Origin of the sequence: Kitasatospora sp. NPDC096077, assembly GCF_040303245.1 — a bacterium.
Taxonomy (GTDB): Bacteria; Actinomycetota; Actinomycetes; order Streptomycetales; family Streptomycetaceae; genus Kitasatospora.
Genome location: NZ_JBEOSV010000025.1, coordinates 77,981 through 103,599 on the forward strand (window position 1 = coordinate 77,981; position 25,619 = coordinate 103,599).

The following is a 25,619-nucleotide window of genomic DNA, read 5'->3' on the forward strand; positions in this document are numbered from 1 at the left end:
CGTTTCCGCCCGGGCCACGCTGGCTCTCTCCCCGTTCCCGACCCCCCTAGCAGAACCAGGGCGGGGTTCTTTTTTCAGTTTAACCAGCCCCCGGCCCTTCGCCGTACGCGCCGTGAACGAAGGCGTGGCCGCGGACCTCAGCCGCGCCGGTGCCGCCCGCCGGCACTCTGCACGGTGTCGGCGGCCGGGGCCTCGACGAGGCCGGCCTTCTTCTTCCGGCGCTCCCGCAGGACCTCGATCAGGATCGGCGAGACCGACAGCAGCACGATCAGCAGCACCGCCGGGATCAGGTACTTGTCGATCACCGGGGCGAGCGCGTCGCCGAAGAAGTAGCCGATCAGCAGCATGGACTCGGTCCAGAGCACGCCGCCGATGACGTTCCACACGAAGAAGGTCCTGGCCGGCATCTCCAGGGTGCCGGCGACCGGGTTGAGGAAGGTCCGGACGATCGGCATGAAGCGGGCCAGCACCACGGCCTTGCCCGAGCCGAACTTGTTGAAGTACTCCTCCGCCTTCAACACGTACTCGCGGCGGAAGATCTTCGAGTCCGGCTTGTCGAACATCCTCGGTCCGACCTTGGCGCCGAGCAGGTGCCCGAGCTGGGCGCCGGCGACCGCGGCGATCGGGCAGCCGATCAGCAGCACGGCGATCGGCAGCTTGGCGCCGTCGCCGAGCACCGAGGAGGCGGCGTTCGAGGCGGCGACACCCCCGATGATCAGCAGCGAGTCGCCCGGGAAGAAGAAGCCGACCAGCAGGCCGGTCTCCGCGAAGATGATCGCGATCAGCCCGATGGCGCCGAGGGACGAGATCAGGGATTTGGCGTCGAGCAGATTGACGGCCAGCTGGTTGTAGTCCACGGGCGCAGGATAGCGGTCGTACCTTTCCGACGGCTTCCGGCCGAGGCCCGTCGGCGCCCCTCGGCCCGGTCCCGGGGCCACCGGCGAGTTCCGGCCGAGCCCTCCACCGCGACGTCCCGACAGGCGGGCTCCTGCTGACCTGCGGGCACGAGTCTGGGAAGATGGCACAGGCGTCCGGTCCGCGGCGGCCACCACCCTCATGGGCGTACCGCGGAGGCCGCCTCGAACCTTGGTGCCGGAGAGCCACACCGCAGCGCCGCGCGTCGGCGGGCCGGCACGGAGTCGTCACGAAGGCGTACACAGCGTCGGACAGCACCGTCCGTACGCCGCAACCCGACAGGAGCGGATCGCATGCCCATCGCAACTCCCGAGGTCTACACCGAGATGCTGGACCGGGCCAAGGCGGGCAAGTTCGCCTACCCGGCCATCAACGTCACCTCGTCGCAGACCCTGCACGCCGCGCTGCGTGGTTTCGCCGAGGCCGAGAGCGACGGGATCATCCAGATCTCGACCGGTGGCGCGGAGTTCCTGGGCGGCCAGCACAACAAGGACATGGTGACCGGCGCGGTCGCGCTCGCCGAGTTCGCGCACATCGTCGCCGCCAAGTACGACATCACCGTCGCGCTGCACACCGACCACTGCCCGAAGGACAAGCTGGACGGCTACGTCCGCCCGCTGCTGGCGGTCTCCGCCGAGCGCGTGGCCCGGGGCGAGAACCCGCTGTTCCAGTCGCACATGTGGGACGGCTCGGCCGAGACCCTCTCGGACAACCTGTCGATCGCCCAGGAGCTGCTGGCCCAGGCCGCCGCCGCCAGGATCATCCTGGAGGTCGAGATCACCCCGACCGGTGGCGAGGAGGACGGCGTCACCCACGAGATCAACGACGAGCTGTACACCACCGTCAACGACGCCGTGCGCACCGCCGAGGCGCTGGGCCTGGGCGAGAAGGGCCGCTACCTGCTGGCCGCCTCCTTCGGCAACGTGCACGGCGTGTACAAGCCGGGCAACGTCGTGCTGAAGCCGGAGCTGCTGCGCGAGCTGCAGGACGCGATCGGCAAGCAGTACGGCAAGACCGACCCGTTCGACTTCGTCTTCCACGGCGGCTCGGGCTCCACCGCCGAGGAGATCGCCACCGCGCTGGAGAACGGCGTCGTGAAGATGAACCTGGACACCGACACCCAGTACGCGTTCACCCGCCCGGTGGCCGGCCACATGTTCGCCAACTACGACGGCGTGCTGAAGGTCGACGGCGAGGTCGGCAAGAAGAACACCTACGACCCGCGCACCTGGGGCAAGCTGGCCGAGGCCGGCATGGCCGCCCGCGTGCGCGAGGCCGCCGAGCAGCTGCGCTCGGCCGGCAAGCGCCTGAAGTGACGAGGGCCTGAGGTGACGGGCGCCTGAAGCTCCAGGCGCCCGAACAGAGCGGTGCCCCCGGTGGACGATCCACCGGGGGCACCGTCACGTCGGGGTCCCTAGGGCACGCCCTACAGCTCGGTGGACGGCTTGAGCTCCGCGTACGCCTCCGCGCTGCTGTCCTTCAGGAACTGCCAGCAGCGGTTCTCCTCCTCGGTCTCCTTGATCGCGCCGGCCGCCCGGGCGAGCGCCGCCAGGCAGCGCAGGAAGCCGCGGTTGCCGCGGTGCTCCCACGGCACCGGCCCGTGGCCCTTCCAGCCGGCGCGGCGCAGCGAGTCCAGGCCGCGGTGGTAGCCGGTGCGGGCGTAGGCGTAGGACTCGACGTGGCGGCCGGCCACGAAGGCGTCGTCGGCGAGCATCGCCCAGCCGAGGCAGAAGGCCGGGAATTCGGCGACCACCTGGGTCGGTGAGGCCGACTCCTCCGCCAGCATCCGGTAGGGCTGCTCGTCCTCCGGCAGGAAAGTGGGTTCGGGGCCGTCGAGAAGGTTCCTGTGAAGCGCCATGCAGTGCAGTCTGCCATCCGCGGCGCAGGGGTCAACCGCCCCCGTCGTGATCGACGGGCTCCACCGGGGGCGGTCGAACCGGCGTCTGCATACCACGTATGTAGACATTCACCCGTTCGCATGCCAAGGTGTCGCTCGTGCCCGCTGCCAGACCCGCCCGCAGGCGAGCCGCCCCGCCCGGGAAGGCTCCCGGCGGCCGCCGACGCCGCCGGTCACGCCGCCGGATCGGCCCTGGCATGCTCACGGCACTGCTGGCCGCCCTCGTGGTGCTGGGCGCCGCGGTCCTCGTCCTGACCAGCACCCCGGACCGGCCCGCCCCCGCCCCGGCCGCCCAGGCCCGGATGGCGCCGCCCGCCGAGCAGCCACCCAGCACGCCCCCGGCCCCCACGCCGACCCCCACAGCCACCCCGACCCCGACCCCGACGGCGACCACCACACCCACCGGGCCCGACCCCGGCCCCGGCAAGGGCGCGGGCACCTTCACCATCGCCCCCGCCAGCGCCAAGGCGGTCGGCCGCGGCACCGTGCGCCGCTACCGGGTGGAGGTCGAGGACGGCATCGGCATCGACGCCACGGCGGCCGCGGCCCAGATCCACGGCATCCTCGGCGACCGCCGGGGCTGGACCAACGACCGCCGGAACGGCTTCCAGCTGGTCGCCGGCGGCTCCTACGACTTCACCGTGAAGATCGCCTCCCCGGCGACGGTGGACAGGATCTGCGGCGCCTCCGGCCTGGACACCCACGGCGAGGTGAACTGCAACGTCGGCAACCAGGTGCTCGTCAACTCCAAGCGCTGGAACACCGGTTCCCCCCAGTTCAGCGGCCCGCTGGACGACTACCGGGCGCTGATCGTCAACCACGAGGTCGGCCACCGGATCGGCCACGGCCACGAGACCTGTCCCGGCCCGGGCAAGCCCGCGCCCGCGATGATGCAGCAGATCTACGGCCTCAAGGGCTGCGCCCCGAACGCCTGGCCGTACTCGGCGGACGGCACCTACCTGAGCGGCCCGGCCGTCCCGTAGCGATGGACCGCAACGGAGTTGAGACCTGATCGGCGAACCCCCGGGACAACGACGGCCTACCCTGCGAGCATGACCGCCGCCCAACGCCGAAGGCTCACCGCCGTGTTCGCCGCCGCCGGGATCTCCCTCGGCGCCGCCGCCTGCTCGTCCGCACCCTCCATCGGCACCACCACCGGCACCGGACTCAGCTACGACCGCGTCCGGTCGACCGCCCTGGACCTGGTCAAGAACAAGTCCACCGACTGCCCGTTCGGCCTCGACTTCGCGAAGGCCGCGGCCGCCGCCGGGATCGGCGGCACCGTCGCCCCGGCCGTGACGGACGGACACTCCGTCACGGGCAACACGGGCGACGGCGTCCCGGCCGCGCCCTGGCCGTCCGGGGTCACCCACCCGCCGACGATGACCGAGATGCCCGCCACTCCCCCGAGCGCCGACATCACCTGCTCCTACAGCCTCGGCGGATCCACCGTCGAGGTCGACCTGCTGGCCACGTCGAGGAACGACACCGCGGTCAGCCTGGCGCTGCCGATGATCCAGCGCAACGGGCGGCTCAGCGTGGACCAGCTGACCCGCTTCGCCCAGACCCGGCCCGCCGTCGGTCGGACCACGCTCGCCTCGGACGGGGGCACCGTCGCGGTCGCCCGGATCGCGCTCAAGGGCGAGGGCGACCTGATGCTGCTGCTCTCCGAGGCCCCCGACAGCCAGGTCGTGAACGGGGAACTCGCCGGCGAACCGCTGCGCAAGGCCGCCGAGACCCTGGCCGGGCAGGTCCACTGAGGCACTCAGCCCGGGACCGGCAGGCACTCAGCCCAGGACCGGCAGGTACTCCCCCAGGTCGCTGCGCTCCCCCGAGGCGGACACCCCGTGGTCCGCCACCGCCGCCGCCCAGGGGAGCCGGCCGGTGGCCAGCCGGATCCAGGTCAGCGGGTCGGTCTCGACCACGTTCGGCGGGGTACCCCGGGTGTGCCTGGGCCCGGGGACGGCCTGGACCACCGCGTACGGCGGGATCCGCAGCTCGACCGCGCCGCCGGGCACCTGATCGGCGAAGGCGTCCGCCAGCAGCCGGGTGACGGCGGCGACGGCCTGCCGGTCGTGCGGGAAGGCCTCCGGGCCGAGGGCGGCGGCCAGGTCGTCGGCGTGCACCACCGTCTCCACCAGCCTGGTGACCAGCAGGTCGGCGAGCGTCATCGAGCCGAGCCGGATCTCGAACCGCCGCACCGGGTCGGCGGCTTCGGGCCGCTCCAGCAGCCCGGTCAGCGCGTCGGCGGCCCGGCCGAAGGCCACCGCCACCGCGGCCGCGTCCCCGGCGAAGTCCGCCGCGGACCGCTCCCTGGCCTGCTCGTCCAACAGCGGCGCCACCGTGCCGACCGCGGCCACCCAGCCCGGCAGGCCGAGCGGCGGACGCCCCTGCAGCGGATCGTCCAGGCGCGCGGGGACGAAGTCCAACTGGACGGCCAGGTGCGCCAGCAGCTCCCGGACGGTCCACTCCCCCAGCCTGGTCGGCAGGTCCAGCTGCGCGTCGGTGAGGCCCGCCACGGCGGCGCGCAGCGCCCCGGTCTGGGCGGCCAGCGCGGCGCGGACCTTCTGCGGCTGGTACGTACGGGACTTGGCAGGCATGGGGCTCAACATACGCCGAGGGACGGACGGTTCCGGAGAACCGTCCGTCCCTCGACACCTGCGGATCAGGCGAGCAGGGCCTCGATGACGCCGGTGTGGGCGTCCTTCAGCTCGGCCAGCGTGACGCTGAACTGGCCCTGGACGTCCAGGCTGTCGCCGTCCACGACACCGATCCGGGTGGCCGGCAGGCCACGCGCGGTGCACATGTCGTTGAAGCGGAGCTCCTCGCTGCGCGGCACCGCCACGACGGCGCGGCCGGCCGACTCCGAGAACAGCAGGACGAACGGGTCGGTGCCCTCGGGCACCACGATCCGCGCGCCGTGGCCGCCCTTGAGACAGCTCTCCACGAGCGCCTGGCCGAGACCGCCGTCGGAGAGGTCGTGCGCGGCGTCGATCATGCCGTCGCGCGAGGCGGCGATCAGGATGTCGCCGAGCAGCCGCTCGCGCTCCAGGTCCACCACGGGCGGCAGACCGCCGAGGTGGTCGTGGACGACCTGCGACCAGGCCGAGCCGCCGAGCTCGTCCGCGGTGTCGCCGAGCAGGTAGAGCAGCTGCCCCTCCTCGGCGAAGGCGACCGGGGTGCGCCGGGTGACGTCGTCGATGACGCCGAGCACCGCGACCACCGGGGTCGGGTGGATGGCGACCTCGCCGGTCTGGTTGTACAGCGAGACGTTGCCGCCGGTGACCGGGGTGCCGAGCACCAGGCAGGCGTCGGCCAGGCCGCGGGTCGCCTCGGCGAACTGCCACATCACGTCCGGGTCCTCGGGGGAACCGAAGTTGAGGCAGTCGGAGACGGCGAGCGGCTTGGCGCCGCCGGCCGCGACGTTGCGGTAGGCCTCGACCAGGGCCAGCTGGGCACCGGTGTACGGGTCCAGCTTGGCGTAGCGGCCGTTGCCGTCGGTGGCGACCGAGACACCGAGGTTGGTCTCGTCGTCGATCCGGATCATGCCCGAGTCCTCGCCGTGCGAGAGCACGGTGTTGCCGAGCACGTAACGGTCGTACTGGTCCGTGATCCAGGACTTGGAGGCCTGGTTCGGGTGGCTCGCGACCTTCAGCAGGTCGGCCTTGAGGCCCTCGCCGGTGGTCGGGCGGGCCAGCCGCTCGGCGGTGGGGGCGTCGGCCTGGAGCGCGTCCTGCCAGCTGGGGCGGGCGTACGGACGCTGGTAGACCGGGCCGTCGTGGGCGACGGTGCGCGGGGGCACGTCCACCACGAGCTCACCGTGCCAGAAGATCTCCAGGCGCTCGCCGTCGGTCACCTCACCGATGACGTTGGCGATGACGTCCCACTTCTCGCAGATCTCCAGGAAGCGGGCGACCTTGTCGGGCTCGACGATCGCGCACATCCGCTCCTGCGACTCGCTCATGAGGATCTCCTCCGGCGAGAGCGTGTGGTCGCGCAGGTGCACGGTGTCGAGGTCGATCCGCATGCCGCCGGAACCGGCCGAGGCCAGCTCGCTGGTGGCGCAGGACAGACCGGCGCCGCCGAGGTCCTGGATGCCCTTGACGAGCTTCTCCCGGAAGATCTCCAGGGTGCACTCGATCAGGAGCTTCTCCTGGAACGGGTCACCGACCTGGACGGCCGGGCGCTTGGCCGGCTTGGTGTCGTCGAAGGTCTCGGAGGCCAGCACCGAGACGCCGCCGATGCCGTCGCCACCGGTGCGGGCGCCGTACAGGATGACCTTGTTGCCGGCCCCGGAGGCCTGCGCGAGGTGGATGTCCTCGTGCTTCATGACGCCCACGCACAGCGCGTTGACCAGCGGGTTGCCCTGGTAGCAGGAGTCGAAGACGACCTCGCCGCCGATGTTCGGCAGGCCCAGGCAGTTGCCGTAGCCGCCGATGCCGGCGACGATCCCGGGCAGCACCCGGCGGGTGTCCGGGTGGTCGGCCGCGCCGAAGCGCAGCGGGTCCATCACGGCGACCGGGCGGGCGCCCATCGCCAGGATGTCGCGCACGATGCCGCCGATGCCGGTGGCCGCGCCCTGGTAGGGCTCGATGTACGACGGGTGGTTGTGCGACTCGACCTTGAAGGTCACCGCGTAGCCCTGGCCGACATCGACGACACCGGCGTTCTCGCCGATGCCGACGAGCATCGCGTCCGAATCGGGCTTCTTCTCGCCGAACTGCTTCAGGTGGACCTTGCTGCTCTTGTACGAACAGTGCTCGGACCACATGACCGAGTACATCGCGAGTTCGGCGCCGGTCGGGCGGCGGCCGAGAATCTCCCGGATGCGCGCGTACTCGTCCTGCTTGAGGCCGAGTTCGGCCCAGGGCTGGGCGGCGTCCGGGGTCTGCTCGGCGTTCTTGACGGTGTCGAGGCTCATCAGGCGTTCACCAGCTGCTTCAGGACGGAAGTGAAGAAGCCCAGGCCCTCGGTGGTCGGACCGGTGAGCGGCTCCACGGCGTGCTCCGGGTGCGGCATCAGGCCGACGACATTGCCGGCGGCGTTGGTGATGCCGGCGATGTCGCGGTACGAACCGTTCGGGTTGACGTCCAGGTAACGGGCCACGACCCGGCCCTCCGCCTCCAGTTCGTCCAGGACGTGCGCCTCGGCGACGAAGCGGCCCTCGCCGTTCTTCAGCGGGACGACGATTTCCTGGCCGGCCGAGTAATCCCGGGTCCAGGCGGTGTCCGCGTTCTCGATCCGCAGCTTCTGGTCGCGGCAGATGAAGTGCAGCGAGTCGTTCCGGGTCAGCGCGCCCGGCAGCAGGTGCGATTCGCACAGCACCTGGAAGCCGTTGCAGATACCCAGGACGGGCATTCCGAGCCTGGCCTGCTCGATGACGGTCTCCATCACCGGCGAGAAGCGCGAGATCGCGCCGCACCGCAGATAGTCGCCGTAACTGAATCCGCCCGGCAGGACGACGGCGTCGACCTGGTGGAGATCATTGTCACGGTGCCAGAGGGCGACCGGCTCGGCGCCGGCCAGCCGGACCGCGCGCTGGGCGTCGCGGTCGTCGAGGGATCCGGGGAAAGTGACGACGCCTACGCGGGTGGTCACTTCGCCGCCTCCTCGACCCGGACGGTGAAGTCCTCGATCACGGTGTTGGCGAGAAAGGTCTCGGCGGCTTCGCGGATACGGGCGAGCGCGGCGTCGTCGACCGGACCCTCCAGCTCCAGCTCGAAACGCTTGCCCTGGCGGACGTCGGCGATCCCGGTGAATCCGAGACGGGGCAGTGCACGCTGCACCGCCTGGCCCTGGGGGTCGAGGATCTCCGGCTTGAGCATGACGTCGACTACGACGCGTGCCACTGGCACTCCCGGTGGTGTCTTCGGTGAGGCGGGGGAACTCCAGACTACCGGCCGTTCGAGGCACTTCTGCTGGCCGGGGAGGGTGACGCGCGTAGACCCAGGACCCTTACGCCACAAGGGATCCGGCACCCCCACCCCCCGCCCGGCCCGGCCGGTTTCCCGGGATTCGGAGCCCCGAACGGAGACGCCCGAAGAACACCCGAATACGGCACTTGGGGACAGATCCTCCCGTCCCGCACTCGGTATCCCGCGGCGACGCGAAGACTCGTGAATATCCGGAAAAGAATGCCGAACTCTTCGATTTCGACCCCCTTCGGGTGCAGAATAGGGCCACCTGTCGCGGCAAGTGCTGCGTATCCGGCGGGCCACCAGGCCTGCCCGTGTGCGCTTGCGCGAGTTGGTGCACATCAGGCCACCCTTCGCACTCCGCGAACCGGCGGCCGAATTGCCCGAGAGGATTGACACCCATGGCTCAGCGTGTAGTTGTCACGCTCTCCGACGACCTGGACGGCGGCGCCGCCGCAGAAACCGTCCACTTCGGCGTCGACGGGAAGTCGTACGAGATCGACCTGTCCGTGGACAACGCGGAAAAGCTGCGGGAGGCCCTCGCTCCGTTCGTCGCGGCCGGCCGTCGCCAGAGCCGCACCGGAAAGTCCTTCCGCCGCACCGCGCTCACTCCGGATCCGGCCGCCGTGCGCGCCTGGGCCCTGTCCCGCGGCATGGAACTGCCGGCCCGCGGCCGCATCCCCAAGCACGTGTACGAGGCGTTCGCCGAGGCGAACTGACCGCGTCGGGGCACCGCCCCCGGTCGCCCCGGTCGCCCCGCCCGCCTGGACCGAAAGGGTGGGGCGACCACCCCGAACGATGCTGTAGAGTATTCCTCGTCGCCGCAACGGAAAGATCCAAAGCGGCGGCGGGTGCCCCACCAGGCACCATGCGGACGTAGCTCAGTTGGTAGAGCATCACCTTGCCAAGGTGAGGGTCGCGAGTTCGAATCTCGTCGTCCGCTCGCAGTGCGCGAGCACCGTACAAATCAATAGTCTGACCATGCGGACGTAGCTCAGTTGGTAGAGCATCACCTTGCCAAGGTGAGGGTCGCGAGTTCGAATCTCGTCGTCCGCTCCAGTACGAAGGCCCCCTCGATCGAGGGGGCCTTCGACGTATTCCGGCGACTTCTCCGCCCGGCCCCCGATCCCGCCCGGTCCCGGATCCCGCCCCACCCCGCCATTCGCCCGGTCCGCCATTCGCCCATGACATTTGTCATCGCCGACCCGTGGATCCGCACCGCCCGTCCATGACGGCGCGCACTGCCCGCGCGGCCCCGGCGGCGGAAGGCTTGGGGACATGGAAACGAGCCAGCCCGCCCGCCCCGGCGACCACGTGATCGAGGTCACCGACCTACGCCGCCACTACGGCACCGGCGCCACCGAGTACCAGGCCGTCCGCGGCGTCGACCTGACCGTCGGCCGCGGCGAGCTGTTCGCCCTGCTCGGGACCAACGGCGCCGGCAAGACCTCCACCATGGAGGTCATCGAGGGCCTGGCCGCGCCCAGCGGCGGCACCGTCCGGGTGCTCGGCCACGACCCCTTCACCGAGCGCGCTGCCGTCCGCCCGCGGATCGGCGTCATGCTCCAGGAGGGCGGCTTCCCCGGCGAGCTCACCGTCGCCGAGACCGGGCGCAGCTGGGCCGGGATGACCAGCGGCGCCCGCCCGGTCGCCGAAGCCCTGGAGCTGGTCGGCCTCGGCCACCGGGCCGGCGTCCGGGTCAAGCAGCTGTCCGGCGGCGAACGGCGCCGGCTGGACCTCGCGATGGCCCTGCTCGGCCGCCCGGAGGTGCTGTTCCTGGACGAGCCCAGCACCGGCCTCGACCCGGAGGCGCGCGCCGCCGTCTGGCAGCTGGTCCGCGAACTGCGCGCCCAGGGCACCACGGTGCTGCTCACCACCCACTACCTGGAGGAGGCCGAGGAGCTCGCCGACCGGCTCGCCATCATGCACGGCGGACAGGTCGTCACCACCGGCACCGTCGCCGAGGTGATCGCCGGCCGGCCGTCCCGGATCACCTTCGAACTCCCCGAGTTCACCGGGACCCCGCTGCCCGTCCTGGCCGGGGCCGAGTTCACCGTCGACGGCCGCAAGGTCACCGCGCACAGCACCGCCCTCCAGGACACCCTCACCGACCTGCTCGGCTGGGCCCGGCAGCACGGGATCGCGCTCGGCGCCCTGGACGCCCGCAGCGCCTCGCTGGAGGAGGCCTTCCTCGCCATCGCCTCCGAGGCCGCCCACCAGGCCCCGCCCGAGGCCCCCGCCCGTCCCGCCCGCCGCCGCCTGATCGGATCCGCCCGATGACCACCGCCGTCCCCGTCAAGGGTTCCACCGCCGCCGGCCCGCAGAGCACCACCGCCGGCCGCCTGATCGCCCTCGGCCGCGCCGAGGCCACCCTGCTGCTGCGCAACCGCACCGCGCTGTTCACCGCCCTGGTGCTGCCGGTGGTGCTGATCGGCACCCTCCACAGCATGCTCAAGAAGCAGGCCGAGACCACCCCCGGGCTGGACGTCGACTCGATGCTGATCTACGGGTCGGTCGGGATGATCCTGGCCTTCGTCGTCTACTACAACCTGACCGCCGCGTACGTCGGACGGCGCGGCGAACTGGTGCTCAAGCGGCTGCGCACCGGCGAGGCCCGGGACCTGGAGATCCTGCTCGGCACCGCCGTCCCCTCGCTCGCCCTCGGACTGTCCATGGCCGCCCTGATCGGGGTCGGCGGCAGCCTCGGCCTGCACCTGACGATGCCGGTCAACCCGCTGCTGATGCTGGTCGGCCTGGTGCTGCTGCTGGGCACCATGATCGCCCTGGCCGCACTGTCCAGCGCCTTCACCAAGACCGTCGAGAGCGCGGGCATCACCACCCTGCCGGTCATGCTGGTCATGCAGTTCGGCTCCGGCCTGTTCTTCCCGCTGGAGGTCATGCCCACGCAGCTGGCCGACATCTGCCGCCTGCTGCCGACCACCCCGGCCTTCCAGCTGATCCGGGTCGGCTGGTTCGGCACCGACGGCTCGGCCGCCCCGACCGACTTCCTCGGCAGCTGGGGCACCGCCGCCCCGCACCTGGTCACCGGTGCGATCTGGTGCGCCCTCGCAGTCTGGGGCGCGGTGCGGTACTTCCGCTGGGAGCCGCGCCGCTGAACCGCACGACGAGAATCCGAAGGACCCGTCCCCGTCCCGCCTCTGATATGAAGGCAGCAACACGATCGTGATCAGACGGGGAGCGCTGCGATGGTCCGGGGGCCGATCCGCCGCTGGAGGGGCTACGGCAAGCCGCAGCGCGCCGAGCTGTACTTCCGCTGGTCGCTCTACATGGTGGCGTGGATCATGCTGCCGGTGAACCTGCTGGCCAGCGCCTCCTCGGTACGGATCGGGGGCGCGGCCGGCACCGCCCAGGTCGCCCTGGCGCTGTCCCTCGCCTCGCTCCTGGTCAGCATCCGGGCCTACCGCACCTCCCTCGACCGCTACCTGGGACGCCCCGGTGGCTACCGCCGCTGGCTGACCGTCAACACCGTCGTCACGGTGGCCGGGGCCTGGGCCCTGCTGCTCCTCGGCCCGTCCTCCGACGGGCTGTCGCCCCACCCCGGCCCGCCGTTCACCGCGGTGGTCGCCGCCTCCCTGGTCGGCGCGACCGCGGGCCCCGCGGGGGTGGGCCTGCCCCTGCGCTGGGCCTTCCTCGGCGCGGCCGCCCTGCCCTGCGCGGTCGCCCCCGCGATGCTGCTGGCCGGCATCAGCCCCGCCACCACCTCGGGCTGGCTGGTCGGCATGGTGATCGGCACGCTCGTCCTGGCCGGCAGCTGCCGCAGCTTCGCCTGGGTGACCGCCATCGTCTGGGAGCTGGACGCCGCCCGCGAGGCGCAGTCCCGGCTGGCCGTCGCGGAGGAGCGGCTGCGCTTCTCCCGCGACCTGCACGACGTGATGGGCCGCAACCTCACCACCATCGCGCTGAAGAGCGAACTCGCCGTCCAACTCGCCCGGCGCGGACGGCCGGAGGCCGCCGAGCAGATGGCCGAGGTGCAGAAGATCGCCCAGGAGTCCCAGCGCGAGGTCCGGGACGTCATCCGCGGCTACCGCACCGCCGACCTGCACGCCGAGGCGATCGGCGCCCGGGCCGTGCTCCGCTCCGCCGACATCGCCTGCGAGATCGACCTGGGCGAGAACGCCGACGGGCTGCCGCTGCCGGTGCAGTCGGTGCTCGGCTGGGTGATCCGGGAGGCCACCACCAACGTGCTGCGGCACAGCGAGGCCGCCCACTGCCTGATCCGGCTGCGCCGGGACGACGGCCGGGTGGTGCTGGAACTGGAGAACGACGGGGTGCCCGAGACCCCGTTCCCGTCCCAGGGCACCGGAACCGGGCTGCGCGGGCTGCGCGAGCGGCTGGCCGCCCACGACGGCGAACTGACCGTCCCGACGGCCGGGCCGGGCACCTTCCGGGTGCTCGCCGCCGTACCGCTCCGATCCCCGCTGCCGAGGAAGGCCCTCCGATGACCGACACCGCGCCGGTGCGCGTCCTGCTCGCCGACGACGAGCACCTGATCCGCGGCGCGCTGGCCGCGCTGCTCTCGCTGGAGGACGACATCGAGGTGGTCGCCCAGGCCGGTTCCGGCCCGGAGGCGCTGGCGATGGCCCGGGCGCACCAACCGGACATCGCGGTGCTGGACCTCCAGATGCCCGGCAAGGACGGCATCGAGGTGGCCACCGAGCTGCGCCGGCTGCTGCCGGACTGCCGCTGCATGATCGTCACCGGCCACGGCCGCCCCGGCTACCTGAAGCGGGCGCTGGAGGTCGGGGTGCGCGGCTTCCTGCCGAAGACCGTCTCGGCGGCCGACCTGGCCGGCATCATCCGCACCGTGCGGTCCGGCGGCCGGTACGTGGACCCGGAGCTGGCGGCGGACGCGATCAGCGCCGGGGAGACCCCGCTGACCCCGCGCGAGACGGACGTCCTGGAGCTGGCCGCGGACGGCACCCCGATCGCGGAGATCGCCGAGCGGGCCGCGCTGTCCCAGGGCACCGTGCGCAACTACCTGTCCTCGGCGGCCACCAAGCTGGGCGCGGAGAACCGGCACGCGGCGGTGCGGATCGCCCGCGAGCACGGCTGGATCTGAGCCGCGCCCGCGGGCGTCCGCGAGCGGATCAGGCCCAGCTGGTGCCGGTCAGCCGCTCGTAGACCTCGATGTACTTGGCCCGGGTGCGCTCGACCAGCTCGGCGGGCAGCTCCGGCGGCGGCTGCTCGCTGTAGCGGTCCCAGCCGGAGTCCGGGGAGACCAGCCAGTCGCGGATCAGCTGCTTGTCGAAGGAGGCCTGCGAGCGGCCCGGCTCGTACTCGTCGGCCGGCCAGTAGCGGGAGGAGTCCGGGGTGAGCACCTCGTCGCCGATGATCAACTCGCCGTCCAGCAGCCCGAACTCGAACTTGGTGTCGGCCAGGATGATGCCGCGGTCGCGGGCGATGTCCCGGGCCCGCGCGTAGACGTCCAGGGTGGTGCGGCGGACCTGGTTGGCCAGCTCGGCGCCGATCCGGCGGGCGGTCTCCTCGTACGGGACGTTCTCGTCGTGCTCGCCGACCTCGGCCTTGAGGGCCGGGGTGTAGATCGGGGCGGGCAGCTCGGAGCTGTTCACCAGGCCCTCCGGCAGGGCGATGCCGCAGACCGTCCGGCTCTCCTGGTACTCGGAGAGGCCGGAGCCGGCCAGGTAGCCGCGGGCGACCGCCTCGACCGGGATCATGTCCAGGCTCTTGCAGATCAGCGTGCGGCCCTTCCAGTCGGCCGGGGCGCCGGCCGGGACCTCGGTGGAGATCACGTGGTTGGGGACGATGTCGGCGATCCGCTCGAACCACCACAGCGAGAGCTGGGTGAGCACCCGGCCCTTGTCCGGGATCTCGTTCGGCAGCACCCAGTCGTGGGCCGACATCCGGTCGCTGGCCACCATCACCAGCTCGCCCGATCCGGTGCGGTACAGGTCGCGCACCTTGCCGGTGTGCAGGTGGACCAGGCCGGGTACCTGGACCGGCTCGGGCTTGGTGACAAATCCGCTCAAGGTGTTCAGTCCTCAGGGGTCGTTCGGGGCGTGGGGCACCGCGAAAGGGGAGGTCACTGCCCCCGCAGTCTTTCACGGCCGCCCCGGCCCGCTTCCCGGGGAGCCCGGGCCCGGTCCTTGCGCGGCCCGGGTCAGGTTCCCGCGCGGCCCGGGTTCAGTTCTTGCAGAGGCGGTCCAGCAGGTTGGCGGTGGCCCGCTGGACCCGTTCGTCGGTGAGCCCGGGGCGGCCGAGGGCGGGCGACCAGGCGAAGGTGCCGGCCGCGAAGACGTACGCGCCGCTGGGCGCCCGGTACAGCGAGGTCTCCTGGTAGCGGGTGCGGCCCGCGAGGTCCCGGTACGGCGAGTGGGCCAGCAGCACCCGCTCGGTGTGCTCCGGCAGCGCCACCTTCGGGTAGTACCGGTCGGCCTCCCCCGCGACCAGCCCGGGCAGCTCGTCCCCCTCCTGCAGTCCGGTGCCGTCCCAGAGCCAGTGCGCGGTGTGCCGGGCGACCAGCGGGACGGGCGCGGCGACCCGGCCCGAGTACTGCACGCCGAGCAGGTGCTGCTCGGGCTCGCCGGCGTCCCGCCAGAGCGCGCTGGCCGCGCCCGGCACCCCGGCGGCCGGGTTGCCCGGCCCGACCTTCTGCCGTTTGCGGCAGTTCAGCAGCCGGTTGGGTTCGCCGGAGGCGGCGGCGGTCAACTCGACCCGCCAGTACATGGTGTTGGCGGACAGGAAGACCAGCGAGGTGCCGCCGTCCCGGGCCCGCTCGGCGGCCCGTCTCATCGGCTCGGACCAGTACTCGTCGTGGCCGGGGAAGACCAGCGCGCGGTGCTCGGACGGGTCCACCAGGCCGGCGTGCAGATCGGTGGCGGTGGCGTAGGAGAGGTCGTAGCCGTAGCGCTCGGCCCAGCGGATGAAGTCGTAGGCGTGGCCGACGTGCAGCGGCAGTCCGGCGGTGGCGTGCGGGCGGTCGAAGGAGACCGTGACGGCCGCCTCGGACTCGCCGACCAGACCGCCCCGGCCGTCCCAGGCGTGGTAGAGGCTGGCGCCGGTGCGGCCGTCCTCGGGGAACAGGTTGTACGCCTGCCAGGTCACGTCCGGGAGCACCAGGAGCAGTTCGGCCTTGCGCCCCTGGCCGGCGAAGTCCCTTACGGTGAACGGGATATGGGTGCGGTGCAGCATGTCGGCGGTGGTCAGCACGGCGACGTACGCGCCCGGCTTCCAGTGCGGCGGGACCTGCAACCGCCAGGAGTGCCACCAGTGGTGGCAGGAGACCGTCCGCTCGACCACCAGCGGGGCGGGCTGGGCCAGACCGGCGATCAGCGGACTGTCCGTCATGTGGCGGGCTCCGTCGCCGCCGTAGTGGCCGATCCGGTAGACGCCCACGGTGAACTCGCGGGGCGGGTTGACGGTGACCCGGAAGTCCACCGAACCGCCGGGGCGGATCACCCCGGCCGAGGCGAAGCCCTTGATCTGCTGGTCCACGTCGTTGGAGCTCTGCGGGGTGCCGACCGGCGGCTTGCGCCGCGCGCCGGCCCCCAGCGGCTGCTGGCCGGGCGCATCCACCGAGACGTACCAGGGCACGGCGCCCTCGGCCCCGGCCAGGTACAGGTCGGGACTGCGCAGCCAGGGCAGCGGGCCCTGGCCGAAGGGGTCGGAGACGCTGTAGGCGTGCGTGCCCGACTCCCAGCGGCGGTTGAGTTCGGTCCCCACGCGCCCCTCCCAGGTGCACTTCCGTCCGGTTGGCACGTGCCCCCCGGATGTGCGTGCGGTCTAATACACCACACAGTGCTGGCGCTCCGTCACCCCACGGTAGCAATTGGTGGCGGGAATCTCGGGCGCCGTCGGGCCGGGGCCTCCGGCCTGCGGAGACGGCCGGAGGCCCGGGGCCCCGGGGGCGCGTGCGGGGCGCCGAGCGCCGCCCGGGACGGAAGCTGCTGGTGGGCCGGGAGGGCATTGCCGGGACGTCAACTGGGACGTCAGAGCCGGACGGGTTTCTCCAGCCGGACCTCGGCCGCGTCCAGCCAGGCCCGCAGCGGACCGTCCTGGCCCTGCTCCACGGCCTGGGCGACCGGGGCGGCCAGGTCGGTGCGGCGGACGCCGCCGAGCAGCAGCACCGGGCCGTCCAGCCAGTCCAGCCCGGGGGCACCGCCGGCGGTGTCCACGGCGGCGCAGCAGACCATCGCGGTGACATGGTCGACCAACAGGTCGCGGCCGGTGCGGTCGGGCTCCAGCAGCGGGGCCGGGGTGGTGGTGCGGGCCAGCTGGGCGGCCAGCGCGGCGGCCAGCTGCTCGCCGTCGCCCTCGGCGAGCCGGACCAGCAGCCGGGTCAGGGTCGGGGCGCCGGGGCGGGACTGCGGGGCCAGCCGGTCCAGGGCGGCCTGCAGGGCGGCGGCCCGGGCCCGCCAGCCGGCGTCCACCACCTCGGCCGGGTAGTCGGCCCACTCCAGTTCGTGCCAGGCGCCGGCGGCCGGGCGGCCGAAGAACAGCTCGGCGGCCAGCCGGGAGACCGCCCGGTCCACCGCGCCGGGCTCCTCCAGCAGGTCGCAGGCGGGGCGGTCGCCGAGCCGGGTGCCGTAGCCGTCGGCCAGCCGGTCCCGGCGGGACAGCTCGGTCAGCGCGGAGACCACCCCGGCGTTCAGGTGCGCGGGGTGGCGGCCGAGCCGCCAGGCGGGCAGCGCGACCCGGGTGAGCAGCCGGTCCCAGCCGGCGTAGGCCAGGCCGACCTGCTCCTGGGCGGCGATCCGCAGGCCGTAGTCGACCGTCCGGGCCTGCTCGGAGGCCCAGCCCGCGACGGACCGCTCCAGCTCGGCGGCGTGGCCGCGGCAGGCGCCGAGCAGCCGGCGGGTGATCCGCCGGGCGATCCGGTCGGCGAGCCCGGCCGGGCCGCGCCGGGGCGGCGCGGGCGGGGCCGCCAGCGTGCCGCCGCCGAGGCCGGGGGCGGCGCCCGCGCCGGAGTCCAGGCAGGCGTCCAGGCCGCGCAGGAAGCGGCGGGCGGCGGCGATCTCCGGGTCCGCGGAGGCGGCGGTGCCGGCCACCACGGGGGCGAGCAGGGCGCGCAGTTCGCCGGCCCGCATCCACCAGAGGAAGGGCGAGCCGATCACCAGGACCGGCGCGGTCGGCAGGTGCTGCGGCCGCCGCGGGCCGGGGCGCCGGCCCGGCGGGACGTCCTCCAACCAGCTGTCGCAGTCGGGGGTGAGGGCCACCGCGGAGGGCGCCGGGACGTCCAGCCGGTCGGCCAGTTCGTCGATCAGCCGGTACAGCTCGGGGGCCCCGGCCCGCTCGACCGGGACGGCCGGGGTCTGCGGCGGGACGGCCCGGCGCAGGGCGCGGGCGGTCAGTCCGGCCACCAGCAGGGTCAGCGCGGCGACCGCGCAGACCACCCAGCGGACGGCGTCCCACCCGGCCGCGTCGGAGGAGCCGGGCGCCCCGATCCGGCCGGTGAACCGGCCCGCGAGCAGGACCACCGCGACGGCGGCGGGCAGGACGGCAGCGGCCAGAGCGAGGCCCCGGATCCGCAGGACCGCTTGGGCGTGAGCGCGCGCGGTGTCGACGGCCATACGGTGCGGCACCCCCTTCGGAGCCCTCGGGCACCCGCTACGGGCCCTGAGCCGACTCGAAACGATCAGTTCCGACCGGGAAGCGGAGGCGTCCGATCCCCGGCAGTGCATGCTGTGTGGCGCTACTGACATTTTCGACGCCCCGGTCCGGGCGGGTGTTCCGGATCGGCCCGGTTTCCACTCGTCCCGGTGACGTCGCCCGGTTGTTCCGGTGACGCCGCGGTCCGTTCGACGACGCCGCCGGGGCGCCCGCGACCGGTCCGGTGCGAAGCACCGGGCGGCCGACCGGCCGATCGCCGTCCAGCATCCCCCCGCGGGCGCGCCGCTACCCGGCGGCGACCCCGGCGCACGGCACCGTCACACGGCGATCCAGCGCACCATAAGGCCGGGCGCCCGGTTACGTCAGCCGGATGCGGGTGCTGTCACCCGATGTGCTGGATTCCGCCCGCCGAACGGTGTGGCGGCCCGGGAACCGCTCCCGGCCCGGAAACGCCGTTGGGCGCTGCGCCCTGCGGGTTGTCGGGCACCCCGTTCGGGCCCGGCGCGGCTCGCGGCGGGCTCTCGGCAGGGCTCTCGGCAGAGCTCGCGGCAGGACTGGCGGCGGGGCGCCGGCCCGTCGGCCCTGGGGCCCCGGGCACGGCGCGGCCCCCGGGCGAGGGTCCGCCCGGGGGCCGCGAGGGGCTCGGGTGCCTCAGGCGGTGGCCGCCTTCAGCGCGATGTCGGTGCGGTGCTGGCCGCCCTTGAGGGAGATCCGGTCCACGGCCGCGTACGCGCGGTCGCGCGCCTCGGCCAGGTCGGTGCCGGTCGCGGTGACCGACAGGACGCGGCCCCCGGCGCTGAGCACCCGGCCGTCCTGGTCCGCCGCCGTCCCGGCGTGCAGCACGTACGCGGTGCCGTCCGCCTCGGCCTCGGCCAGGCCCTCGATCGGGTCGCCGGTGCGCGGCGCGGCCGGGTAGCCCTCGGAGGCGACGACCACGGTGACGGCCGCCCCCTCGTCCCAGCGCAGCGGCTCCAGCTGGCCCAGGGTGCCGGTGGCGGAGGCGAGCAGCACGCCGGCCAGCGGGGTGCGCAGCCGGGCCAGCACGACCTGGGTCTCCGGGTCGCCGAAGCGGGCGTTGAACTCGATCACCCGGGTGCCGCGCGAGGTGAGCGCCAGGCCCGCGTACAGCAGGCCGGAGAACTCGGTGCCGCGGCGGCGCAGCTCGTCCACGGTCGGCTGCAGGACGGTGTCCAGCACCTCCTGGACCAGCCCGTCCGGGGCCCACGGCAGCGGCGAGTAGGCGCCCATGCCACCGGTGTTGGGGCCCTCGTCGCCGTCCAGCGCGCGCTTGAAGTCCTGCGCGGGCTGCAGCGGCAGCACGGTGGTGCCGTCGGTGATCGCGAACAGCGAGACCTCGGGGCCGTCCAGGTACTCCTCGATCACCACGCGCTCGCAGGAGGCGGCGTGCGCCAGCGCGGCCGCGCGGTCGGAGGTGACCACGACGCCCTTGCCGGCCGCCAGGCCGTCGTCCTTGACCACGTACGGGGCGCCGAAGGCGTCCAGCGCCTCGGCGGCCTCCTCGGCGGTGGTGCAGACGTAGGAGCGGGCGGTGGGCACTCCGGCCCCGGCCATCACGTCCTTGGCGAAGGCCTTCGAGCCCTCCAGCTGCGCGGCCGCGCCGGAGGGGCCGAAGACCGGGATGCCCGCCGCGCGCACGGCGTCGGCGACGCCGGCCACCAGCGGGGCCTCGGGGCCGACCACGACCAGGTCGGCGCCGAGCTTCGCGGCCAGCGCGACGACCTGGCCGCCGTCCAGCTGGTCGACCGGGTGGACCGTCGCCACCTGGGCGATCCCGGCGTTGCCCGGGGCACAGTGCAACTCGGTCACGGAGGGATCTTGGGACAAGGAGCGGCACAGGGCGTGTTCGCGGGCGCCGCCGCCGATGACGAGGACCTTCACGCCTGGCAGCGTAGTCGGTGGCCTGTTCCGGTCGCTCCCCGGTCCCGTCCGATCCTCCAGTCGGAGCGCTCCGTACGCCGACGACGTCGGAGGTTCCTCCAAGCCGGACCGGGTCGGATGAGCGGCGGGTGCCCGGGTCAGGACGGCGGGTCACCGGACCCTCGCTCGGACGGGTGAAATCTCGCCGACCGCCGCAACCGTCCCGCCTGGGCTTCCGGTGGCCGAAACCGGTAACGATCACCGGGGAAGCGCCCCGCGGTAAGCCATTTGGCGGTAAGAAGTGCTGTTGGACAACGACCGGCGGACGTCGGGTCAGCGGACGTCGGGTCAGCCGATGCGCCGACAGACCGAGCCGCCCGCCCGCCACAGGGAGCCCCACAGGTGAGCCAGCCGGAAATGCAGCCCGAGGAGAGTGCCTGGGGCAAGGAGATCGGTGAGGAGGACCAGCCCGCCGCAGCCGTGGCCCGGCGGGCCTCCACCCGTCGCCGGACCGATCTGAGCGCCCGCCAGTTCCCGCTCGGGGACTGGGGCGAGCCCGCCGAGCGGCTGGAGGAGCTCTACCGCTGGTCCGAGGAGCGGGCGGTCGAGGCCATCGAGTGGTACCGCCGTGACCGGGTCTGGAAGCGCCGCTGGGCGCGCGTGCTGCGCTTCGGGTCGGCTGGCTTCGCGGTCGGCGGGGTGACCGCGCCGCTGGTGGACCTCACCGGCGCCGTCGCCCACGGCGCCGCCTGGGGCTACGTCGGCCTGGCGCTCTCCGCCGCCTGCTACGGCGCCGACCGGGCCTTCGGGTGCACCTCCGGCTGGATGCGGGACGTCTCCACCGCGCAGGCGCTGCAACGCCGTCTGGAGGCCTTCCAGTTCGACTGGGCGTCGGAGTGCGTGCGCGAGGTGCTCGGCCCCACCGAGGGCACCGCGGGCGAGGCCGCCGAGCGCTGCCTGGGGGTGCTGCGCCGGTTCTGCGAGGACGTCTCGGACATGGTCCGCACCGAGACCTCGGAGTGGATGCTGGAGTTCCGCGCGTCGATGACCCAGCTGCCCACCCAGTCCGCGGGGACCTGGGGCGGGCGCACCGAGCCCGGGGTGGGCGCCCAGGTGCGGGTGCTGCCGCCGCCCGGGACCAGGCCGACCATGCCGCGCCAGCGGCCGCCGGAGGGGCCGCTGCGGTAGGGCCCGTCTTCGCACTCCCGTCTCCGGGAGCCCGCCGGGCGCTACGCGAAGACGATCATCGAGCCCTGCTCCAGGCTCCGGACCGCCGCCGCGTACAGGCCCGACCAGGCGTGCCGCTCACGGGCGAAGGGGTGCAGGTCGTCGATCGGCGGGCCGAACGGCTGCTCCAGGCCGGTCGGGCCGAGCGGCCGGGTCGGGGCCGGCGGGTTGGCCGGGTCGATGCCCAACACCGGCGCTACGGCCTGGAGTTCGCGTAGCAGCCCGTGGCTGGAGCCGAGCGGACCGCCGGAGGCGAGCAGCGTGTCGTCCACCAGCGGGGCCGGGAACTCGATCGGCACGTACGCCCCGGCGTGGTCGAAGTGCCAGACCAGGTGGGACTGTTCGGCGCTGCTCTCGAACATCTCCAGCAGCTGCTCGTAGTCGCCGCCGAGCGCGTCGACCGGAGTGATGTCCAGGCCGGTGAGGCCCAACAGGTAGGCGCGGCGCAGGAAGTGCAGCGAGTCGTAGTCGAAGGCGGCTATCGGCTCGACCGCCCCGCTCAGCCCGGGGACGAACCGGTAGACCGGCACCTCGGGCAGTCCGCGCGAGGTCAGCACCGCGTTGTAGTGCGCGAGGTCGTCCCGGAAGGGGTTGTCGGGGCTGTGGCTCAGCACGTCCACCAGCGGGACGAGCCAGAGGTCGCAGGCCATGGCCGGCAGTTCCTCTCCGGACGGCGGGATCGCCCGCGGGGCGGGACGACGACGGGGGGCGGGGTCGGTACCCGGACGGCCCGTACGGGTACCGAGGTTCGACGCCCGCCACCCTACCGGCCCGGAGCGGGGTGCGGATCGGGCCGTCCCTGCGGGGCCTCGGGGGGCGGTTCGGACAGCCGGGGTTGGGACAGTCGGCGGCCGAACCTGGTGTGCGGCCCCAAGCGCGGTTGCGGCACCAGGCCGAGGCCCAGGCCCAGTTCACGGCCCAGCTCCCGGCCGACCTCGTCGCCCTGCCGGGACCGTGCCGACCACGGCGTCCCGGACTCCGACGGGGCCCCGGACGAGGCCCCGGACGGAACCCCGGACCCGGACGCGTCCACGGACGGGGTCGCGGACCCGGCGGACGGCCGGGCCGGGGACGGCGCGGCCGGCGGCGGCTCGACCGGGACCGGCAGCGGCTCCCCGGCGGCGGCCTCGGTGAGCAGCCCGAGCACCGTCACCGACTCCAGCGGCCGCCCGGCCAGCCCGGCCAGCAGTCGGGCGGTGAACAGGTTGCACTCGCAGATGATCCGGTGCGCGCCGACCAGGTCCCGGTCCCCGATCGCCTCGACCAGCTCGGGGTGGCGGTCCCAGCAGACCCCGGCCAGGGTGGGCAGCGCGCGCAGGTAGGGCGCGGCGTACATCCAGGACTGCACCCGCAGCCAGTCCAGGTACTCCTCGATCCGGCGGTTGCCGAGCAGGGCGGAGACCTCCTGCCAGAACCGGCGGTCGCAGCCCACCATCACATCCAGGTTCCCGGCCCGGGCGGCCCGCACCGCCGCGTCGGCCCGGCGCCGCAGCGAGGGCAGCCGGGTGAGGTCGGGCAGCGCCCGGCGGGTGGCGAACTGGCGGTAGAAGCTGTCGGTGATCAGCACCCGGGACTCGAAGATCTCCAGGAAGTCGTCCCAGCACAGCTCCGGCACGGTGAAGCCGCGGTGGTGCTCGGCCCGCAGCAGCCCCTGCGCGCCGAGGTCGACCAGCGCCTCCCGGGCCGGGGTCGCGGAGACGCCGTAGAGCTCGGCGATCTCCTTGACGGTGAAGTTGCGGCCGGCCTCCAACCGGCCGGCCATCATCTCCTCGCGGAGCGCACCGGCGATCTGCTCGCGCAGGCTGTTGCGGTGGATGACCGGGCGGGGGGTGTCGCCGGCGCCGGTGCCGGACATGCGCGCGACCTCCTCGGGCGGGCCGCCGAACCGACCCGCGACGGACCGGCCGACCGGCGGCAGGGAACACGACGAGTGCTCATCTTCTCAAACCGGCCCGGGGTAGGTACGAACCAACCCTCCGAAAAGGGATGCGCCAGGTCCTGTCCGGCAAGATCGGCCGGACCGGGCCTAGCGCTGGACGGGCGCCGGGATGCCCAGCAGCCGGTCCCGCAGCACCGGGAACTCCTCCCGCGCCCGGCCCACCTCGGCCGGGTCGAACTCGACGGTCAGCACCTCCTCGCCCGCCCCCGCCTCGGCCAGCACCCGGCCCCACGGGTCCACCACGACGCTGTACCCGGCCTGCTCGACCCCGGCGTGCGTCCCGGCGGTGTTGCAGGCCAGCACGAAGGCCTGCTCCTCCAGCGCCCGGGCCCGGGCCAGCAGCGTCCAGTGGTCACGCCGCTTGGCCGGCCAGGCCGCCGGGACCACCAGCAGCTGGGCCCCGGCGTCCAGCAGCGCCCGGAACAGCTCCGGGAAGCGCAGGTCGTAACAGGTGGCCAGGCCCAGGGTGCCGAAGTCAGTGGGCGCGGTGACGATCTCCTGCCCGGCGCCCATCACCACCGCCTCGCCGCTGTCGAAGCCGAAGCGGTGGATCTTGCGGTAGGTGTGCACCAGCTCGCCGTCCGGCGCGAACACCAGCGAGGTGTTGTAGATCGGCCCGTCCGGGTCGCGTTCGACGATCGAACCGGCGTGCAGCCAGACCCCGGCGGCCCGGGCGGCCGCCGCCATCGCGTCCGAGGTCGGCCCGTCCAGCGTCTCGGCGCCGTCCGACCAGAGGTCGTGGGCGAAACCGCCGAGCGGCCAGAGCTCCGGCAGCACCACCAGGTCGGCACCCTGCTGCGCCCGCACCAATGACGCGGCCCTGGCCCGTCGCTCGGCGGGCGGCTCGGCGTCCGAGACCGCGAGTTGGATCAATGAAGCGCGCACAGTACCACCGTCCACGGCAAGAGACCTACGATCGTCACCCGAAAGCGCTGCCCAGCTGTCTCCCGGCAGCGTAACGTGCGGTTAGCGTGCGCGCCCGGAAGCCGGACCATCCCGGCCGACCGCGACGGCCGGGCGCGGAGCGTAGGAAAGCTGACGGAGGGCCGGAGATTCCCGTGACGGACAACCAGACCGTGCAGGCTTACACGGAGGCGTGGACGCAGAGCATCGAGTCCATATCGGAGCTGGTCGCCCCCCTCCCCGAAGGCTCCTGGAACCGGGCCACCGAGTGCCCCGGCTGGTCGGTCCGGGACGTCGTCTCGCACGTGATCGCGGTGGAGTCCGAGCTGCTCGGGGACCCGCGCCCGATCCACTCGCTGCCGCGTGATCTTCGCCACGTGACCACCGAGTTCGCCCGCTACGTCGAACTGCCGGTCGACAAGCGCCGCTGCCACACCGCGCTGGAGATGACCAGCGAGCTGGAGTACACCGTCATCCGGCGCTCCCGGGCGCTGCGGAACGCCAAGCAGACGCCGCAGGAGCCGGTCCGCTGGCCGGCCGGTCCACTGGCCACGGACGTCCCGTACCACGAGCTGCTGCGGGTGCGGGCCTTCGACGTCTGGGTGCACGAGCAGGACCTGCGCCGGGCCCTGGAGGTCCCGGGCAACCTGGACTCGCCGGGCGCCCTGGTCACCCGGGACTACCTGCTGCAGTTCCTGCCCAAGGCCGTCGCCCACGGCGCCGGCGCCCCGGCCGGGACGGCCCTGGTGGTGGACGTGACCGGCCCGGTGGAGTTCCTGCGCACCGTCCGGGTGGACGCGGCCGGCCGCGGCACCGTGGACGAGTCGATCAGCCTGGCCCCCGACGTCCAGCTGACCATGGACTGGGAGACGTACGTCCGGCTCGCCTGCGGCCGCGGCCGCCCCGGCCCGGTCGGCGTCGAGGGCGACAAGGAACTGGCCGAACGGGTGCTGGCCAACTTCGCCGTCACCATCTGAGGCCCACCAGCGCGCACCACCCGGCGTACACGCACGACCGCGCGCCGGGTCGGCACCACTCGCGCATCCATGCGTCAACCACGCGGGCCTGGAGGGCCATCAGCACCGCACCGTCGATATGCGGTCGGTAACCATCATTAAAAGTGATGCATTCGACGTTTCCGCAGGTCAGAAACTGTACGGCCGTGGAAATCCATTCCTGCGGGTGGTGAGCGAGGCGGGCCTCTACGCCCTGCTGATGAGGTCCAACAAGACGACCTCCAAGCCGTTCCAGGACTGGGTTACCGAGGAACCCGAGCCACCCGCCGACGCCCGCCCGCGGGCTCATGCACGCGGAACTGAATGTCGGCGAGATCGCCCGCATCTACGGGACGGCCTCC

Annotated in this window: 23 protein-coding genes, 2 tRNA genes and 1 pseudogene; 13 read left to right on the top strand and 13 right to left on the bottom strand. The window is 73.3% G+C overall.

Translation table 11 applies throughout. The features are described 5' to 3' along the window. Positions 1-137: 137 nt before the first annotated feature. Positions 138-857: a DedA family protein gene (locus ABTZ03_RS22375; RefSeq protein WP_350514804.1), complete on the bottom strand. Its 720-nt coding sequence runs from the start codon at positions 855-857 to the stop codon at positions 138-140. Between the two features lie 351 nt (positions 858-1,208). On the opposite strand from ABTZ03_RS22375, the gene fbaA reads away from it, so the two are divergent. Next, entirely contained in the window at positions 1,209-2,231 is a 1,023-nt protein-coding gene (fbaA, locus tag ABTZ03_RS22380; protein ID WP_350514805.1) for a class II fructose-bisphosphate aldolase, read from the top strand. A gap of 110 nt (positions 2,232-2,341) precedes the next feature. On the opposite strand, the gene ABTZ03_RS22385 is transcribed toward fbaA, so the two are convergent. After that, positions 2,342-2,773, bottom strand: a complete 432-nt coding sequence (locus tag ABTZ03_RS22385; protein ID WP_350514806.1) for a DUF3151 domain-containing protein — start codon at positions 2,771-2,773, stop codon at positions 2,342-2,344. Between the two features lie 236 nt (positions 2,774-3,009). Between ABTZ03_RS22385 and ABTZ03_RS22390 the strand changes: the two genes are divergently transcribed. Further along, positions 3,010-3,795, top strand: coding sequence for a DUF3152 domain-containing protein (locus ABTZ03_RS22390; RefSeq protein ID WP_350514807.1), 786 nt, complete (start codon positions 3,010-3,012; stop codon positions 3,793-3,795). A 69-nt stretch (positions 3,796-3,864) separates the two neighbouring features. Next, positions 3,865-4,572 carry a hypothetical protein gene (locus tag ABTZ03_RS22395; protein WP_350514808.1) on the top strand — a complete coding sequence of 236 codons (708 nt, stop codon included), beginning with the start codon at positions 3,865-3,867 and terminating at the stop codon, positions 4,570-4,572. A gap of 27 nt (positions 4,573-4,599) precedes the next feature. On the opposite strand, the gene ABTZ03_RS22400 is transcribed toward ABTZ03_RS22395, so the two are convergent. The 4 genes from ABTZ03_RS22400 to purS all read right to left on the bottom strand — a co-directional run bounded on the left by ABTZ03_RS22400 (position 4,600) and on the right by purS (position 8,661). Then, positions 4,600-5,412, bottom strand: a complete 813-nt coding sequence (locus ABTZ03_RS22400; RefSeq protein WP_350514809.1) for a maleylpyruvate isomerase family mycothiol-dependent enzyme — start codon at positions 5,410-5,412, stop codon at positions 4,600-4,602. Positions 5,413-5,477: 65 nt separating this feature from the next. Then, the gene (gene purL, locus ABTZ03_RS22405; RefSeq protein ID WP_350514810.1) at positions 5,478-7,733 is read right to left on the bottom strand and encodes a phosphoribosylformylglycinamidine synthase subunit PurL; all 2,256 of its coding nucleotides are present in this window, start codon (positions 7,731-7,733) and stop codon (positions 5,478-5,480) included. Next, a complete protein-coding gene (purQ, locus tag ABTZ03_RS22410; RefSeq protein WP_350514811.1) occupies positions 7,733-8,410 on the bottom strand; it encodes a phosphoribosylformylglycinamidine synthase subunit PurQ in 678 nt (225 codons plus the stop codon). Before purQ ends, purL begins: the two co-directional genes overlap by 1 nt. Further along, on the bottom strand, positions 8,407-8,661 hold the full coding sequence (purS, locus tag ABTZ03_RS22415) for a phosphoribosylformylglycinamidine synthase subunit PurS (RefSeq protein ID WP_030278336.1): 255 nt from the start codon (positions 8,659-8,661) through the stop codon (positions 8,407-8,409). Before purS ends, purQ begins: the two co-directional genes overlap by 4 nt. 467 nt (positions 8,662-9,128) lie before the next feature. Here purS and ABTZ03_RS22420 point away from each other — a divergent pair, with 467 nt between their 5' ends. The 7 genes from ABTZ03_RS22420 to ABTZ03_RS22450 all read left to right on the top strand — a co-directional run bounded on the left by ABTZ03_RS22420 (position 9,129) and on the right by ABTZ03_RS22450 (position 13,807). Further along, the gene (locus tag ABTZ03_RS22420; RefSeq protein ID WP_030056585.1) at positions 9,129-9,446 is read left to right on the top strand and encodes a histone-like nucleoid-structuring protein Lsr2; all 318 of its coding nucleotides are present in this window, start codon (positions 9,129-9,131) and stop codon (positions 9,444-9,446) included. 151 nt (positions 9,447-9,597) lie between these two features. After that, a tRNA-Gly gene (locus ABTZ03_RS22425) sits at positions 9,598-9,670 on the top strand. A 40-nt stretch (positions 9,671-9,710) separates the two neighbouring features. Then, a tRNA-Gly gene (locus tag ABTZ03_RS22430) sits at positions 9,711-9,786 on the top strand. A 219-nt stretch (positions 9,787-10,005) separates the two neighbouring features. After that, positions 10,006-11,007 carry an ABC transporter ATP-binding protein gene (locus ABTZ03_RS22435; protein WP_350514812.1) on the top strand — a complete coding sequence of 334 codons (1,002 nt, stop codon included), beginning with the start codon at positions 10,006-10,008 and terminating at the stop codon, positions 11,005-11,007. Next, the gene (locus ABTZ03_RS22440) at positions 11,004-11,843 is read left to right on the top strand and encodes an ABC transporter permease (RefSeq protein WP_350514813.1); all 840 of its coding nucleotides are present in this window, start codon (positions 11,004-11,006) and stop codon (positions 11,841-11,843) included. Before ABTZ03_RS22435 ends, ABTZ03_RS22440 begins: the two co-directional genes overlap by 4 nt. Before the next feature lie 90 nt (positions 11,844-11,933). After that, positions 11,934-13,190, top strand: coding sequence for a sensor histidine kinase (locus tag ABTZ03_RS22445; RefSeq protein ID WP_350514814.1), 1,257 nt, complete (start codon positions 11,934-11,936; stop codon positions 13,188-13,190). Beyond that, positions 13,187-13,807, top strand: a complete 621-nt coding sequence (locus tag ABTZ03_RS22450) for a response regulator (RefSeq protein ID WP_350514815.1) — start codon at positions 13,187-13,189, stop codon at positions 13,805-13,807. The genes ABTZ03_RS22445 and ABTZ03_RS22450 overlap by 4 nt, the downstream gene beginning before the upstream one ends. A gap of 28 nt (positions 13,808-13,835) precedes the next feature. Here ABTZ03_RS22450 and ABTZ03_RS22455 read toward each other — a convergent pair whose 3' ends face one another. The 4 genes from ABTZ03_RS22455 to purD form a co-directional block, all read right to left on the bottom strand. Continuing rightward, positions 13,836-14,735 carry a phosphoribosylaminoimidazolesuccinocarboxamide synthase gene (locus ABTZ03_RS22455; RefSeq protein WP_350514816.1) on the bottom strand — a complete coding sequence of 300 codons (900 nt, stop codon included), beginning with the start codon at positions 14,733-14,735 and terminating at the stop codon, positions 13,836-13,838. A gap of 154 nt (positions 14,736-14,889) precedes the next feature. Continuing rightward, positions 14,890-16,428, bottom strand: coding sequence for a N,N-dimethylformamidase beta subunit family domain-containing protein (locus ABTZ03_RS22460; protein ID WP_350514817.1), 1,539 nt, complete (start codon positions 16,426-16,428; stop codon positions 14,890-14,892). Positions 16,429-16,694: 266 nt separating this feature from the next. Continuing rightward, complete coding sequence (locus tag ABTZ03_RS22465) at positions 16,695-18,275, bottom strand: hypothetical protein (RefSeq protein WP_350514818.1); 1,581 nt, start codon at positions 18,273-18,275, stop codon at positions 16,695-16,697. 691 nt (positions 18,276-18,966) lie between these two features. After that, positions 18,967-20,214 (bottom strand): phosphoribosylamine--glycine ligase, encoded by a 1,248-nt coding sequence (gene purD / locus ABTZ03_RS22470; RefSeq protein ID WP_350514819.1) that lies wholly within the window; start codon positions 20,212-20,214, stop codon positions 18,967-18,969. A 381-nt stretch (positions 20,215-20,595) separates the two neighbouring features. Here purD and ABTZ03_RS22475 point away from each other — a divergent pair, with 381 nt between their 5' ends. Beyond that, complete coding sequence (locus tag ABTZ03_RS22475) at positions 20,596-21,381, top strand: SLATT domain-containing protein (protein ID WP_350514820.1); 786 nt, start codon at positions 20,596-20,598, stop codon at positions 21,379-21,381. A 41-nt stretch (positions 21,382-21,422) separates the two neighbouring features. On the opposite strand, the gene ABTZ03_RS22480 is transcribed toward ABTZ03_RS22475, so the two are convergent. The 3 genes from ABTZ03_RS22480 to ABTZ03_RS22490 all read right to left on the bottom strand — a co-directional run bounded on the left by ABTZ03_RS22480 (position 21,423) and on the right by ABTZ03_RS22490 (position 24,244). Then, entirely contained in the window at positions 21,423-22,070 is a 648-nt protein-coding gene (locus ABTZ03_RS22480; protein ID WP_350514821.1) for a putative DNA-mimic protein, read from the bottom strand. 113 nt (positions 22,071-22,183) lie between these two features. Continuing rightward, positions 22,184-23,275, bottom strand: coding sequence for a GntR family transcriptional regulator (locus ABTZ03_RS22485; protein WP_350514822.1), 1,092 nt, complete (start codon positions 23,273-23,275; stop codon positions 22,184-22,186). A gap of 171 nt (positions 23,276-23,446) precedes the next feature. Then, positions 23,447-24,244, bottom strand: a complete 798-nt coding sequence (locus ABTZ03_RS22490; protein ID WP_350514823.1) for a carbon-nitrogen family hydrolase — start codon at positions 24,242-24,244, stop codon at positions 23,447-23,449. A 173-nt stretch (positions 24,245-24,417) separates the two neighbouring features. Here ABTZ03_RS22490 and ABTZ03_RS22495 point away from each other — a divergent pair, with 173 nt between their 5' ends. Beyond that, positions 24,418-25,239, top strand: a complete 822-nt coding sequence (locus tag ABTZ03_RS22495; RefSeq protein ID WP_350514824.1) for a maleylpyruvate isomerase family mycothiol-dependent enzyme — start codon at positions 24,418-24,420, stop codon at positions 25,237-25,239. A 118-nt stretch (positions 25,240-25,357) separates the two neighbouring features. Beyond that, positions 25,358-25,519: pseudogene (locus ABTZ03_RS22500) on the top strand (BRO family protein); the annotation flags it as partial. Positions 25,520-25,619: the final 100 nt, after the last annotated feature.

Coding starts and splice junctions, on each gene's coding strand:
- ABTZ03_RS22390 (WP_350514807.1), top strand. CDS start 3,010: ATGCTCACGGCACTGCTGGCCGCCCTCGTGGTGCTGGGCGCCGCGGTC.
- fbaA (WP_350514805.1), top strand. CDS start 1,209: ATGCCCATCGCAACTCCCGAGGTCTACACCGAGATGCTGGACCGGGCC.
- ABTZ03_RS22480 (WP_350514821.1), bottom strand. CDS start 22,070: ATGGCCTGCGACCTCTGGCTCGTCCCGCTGGTGGACGTGCTGAGCCAC.
- ABTZ03_RS22420 (WP_030056585.1), top strand. CDS start 9,129: ATGGCTCAGCGTGTAGTTGTCACGCTCTCCGACGACCTGGACGGCGGC.
- ABTZ03_RS22385 (WP_350514806.1), bottom strand. CDS start 2,773: ATGGCGCTTCACAGGAACCTTCTCGACGGCCCCGAACCCACTTTCCTG.
- purL (WP_350514810.1), bottom strand. CDS start 7,733: ATGAGCCTCGACACCGTCAAGAACGCCGAGCAGACCCCGGACGCCGCC.
- ABTZ03_RS22465 (WP_350514818.1), bottom strand. CDS start 18,275: ATGGCCGTCGACACCGCGCGCGCTCACGCCCAAGCGGTCCTGCGGATC.
- ABTZ03_RS22395 (WP_350514808.1), top strand. CDS start 3,865: ATGACCGCCGCCCAACGCCGAAGGCTCACCGCCGTGTTCGCCGCCGCC.
- ABTZ03_RS22450 (WP_350514815.1), top strand. CDS start 13,187: ATGACCGACACCGCGCCGGTGCGCGTCCTGCTCGCCGACGACGAGCAC.
- ABTZ03_RS22440 (WP_350514813.1), top strand. CDS start 11,004: ATGACCACCGCCGTCCCCGTCAAGGGTTCCACCGCCGCCGGCCCGCAG.
- ABTZ03_RS22445 (WP_350514814.1), top strand. CDS start 11,934: ATGGTCCGGGGGCCGATCCGCCGCTGGAGGGGCTACGGCAAGCCGCAG.
- ABTZ03_RS22435 (WP_350514812.1), top strand. CDS start 10,006: ATGGAAACGAGCCAGCCCGCCCGCCCCGGCGACCACGTGATCGAGGTC.
- ABTZ03_RS22400 (WP_350514809.1), bottom strand. CDS start 5,412: ATGCCTGCCAAGTCCCGTACGTACCAGCCGCAGAAGGTCCGCGCCGCG.
- ABTZ03_RS22485 (WP_350514822.1), bottom strand. CDS start 23,275: ATGTCCGGCACCGGCGCCGGCGACACCCCCCGCCCGGTCATCCACCGC.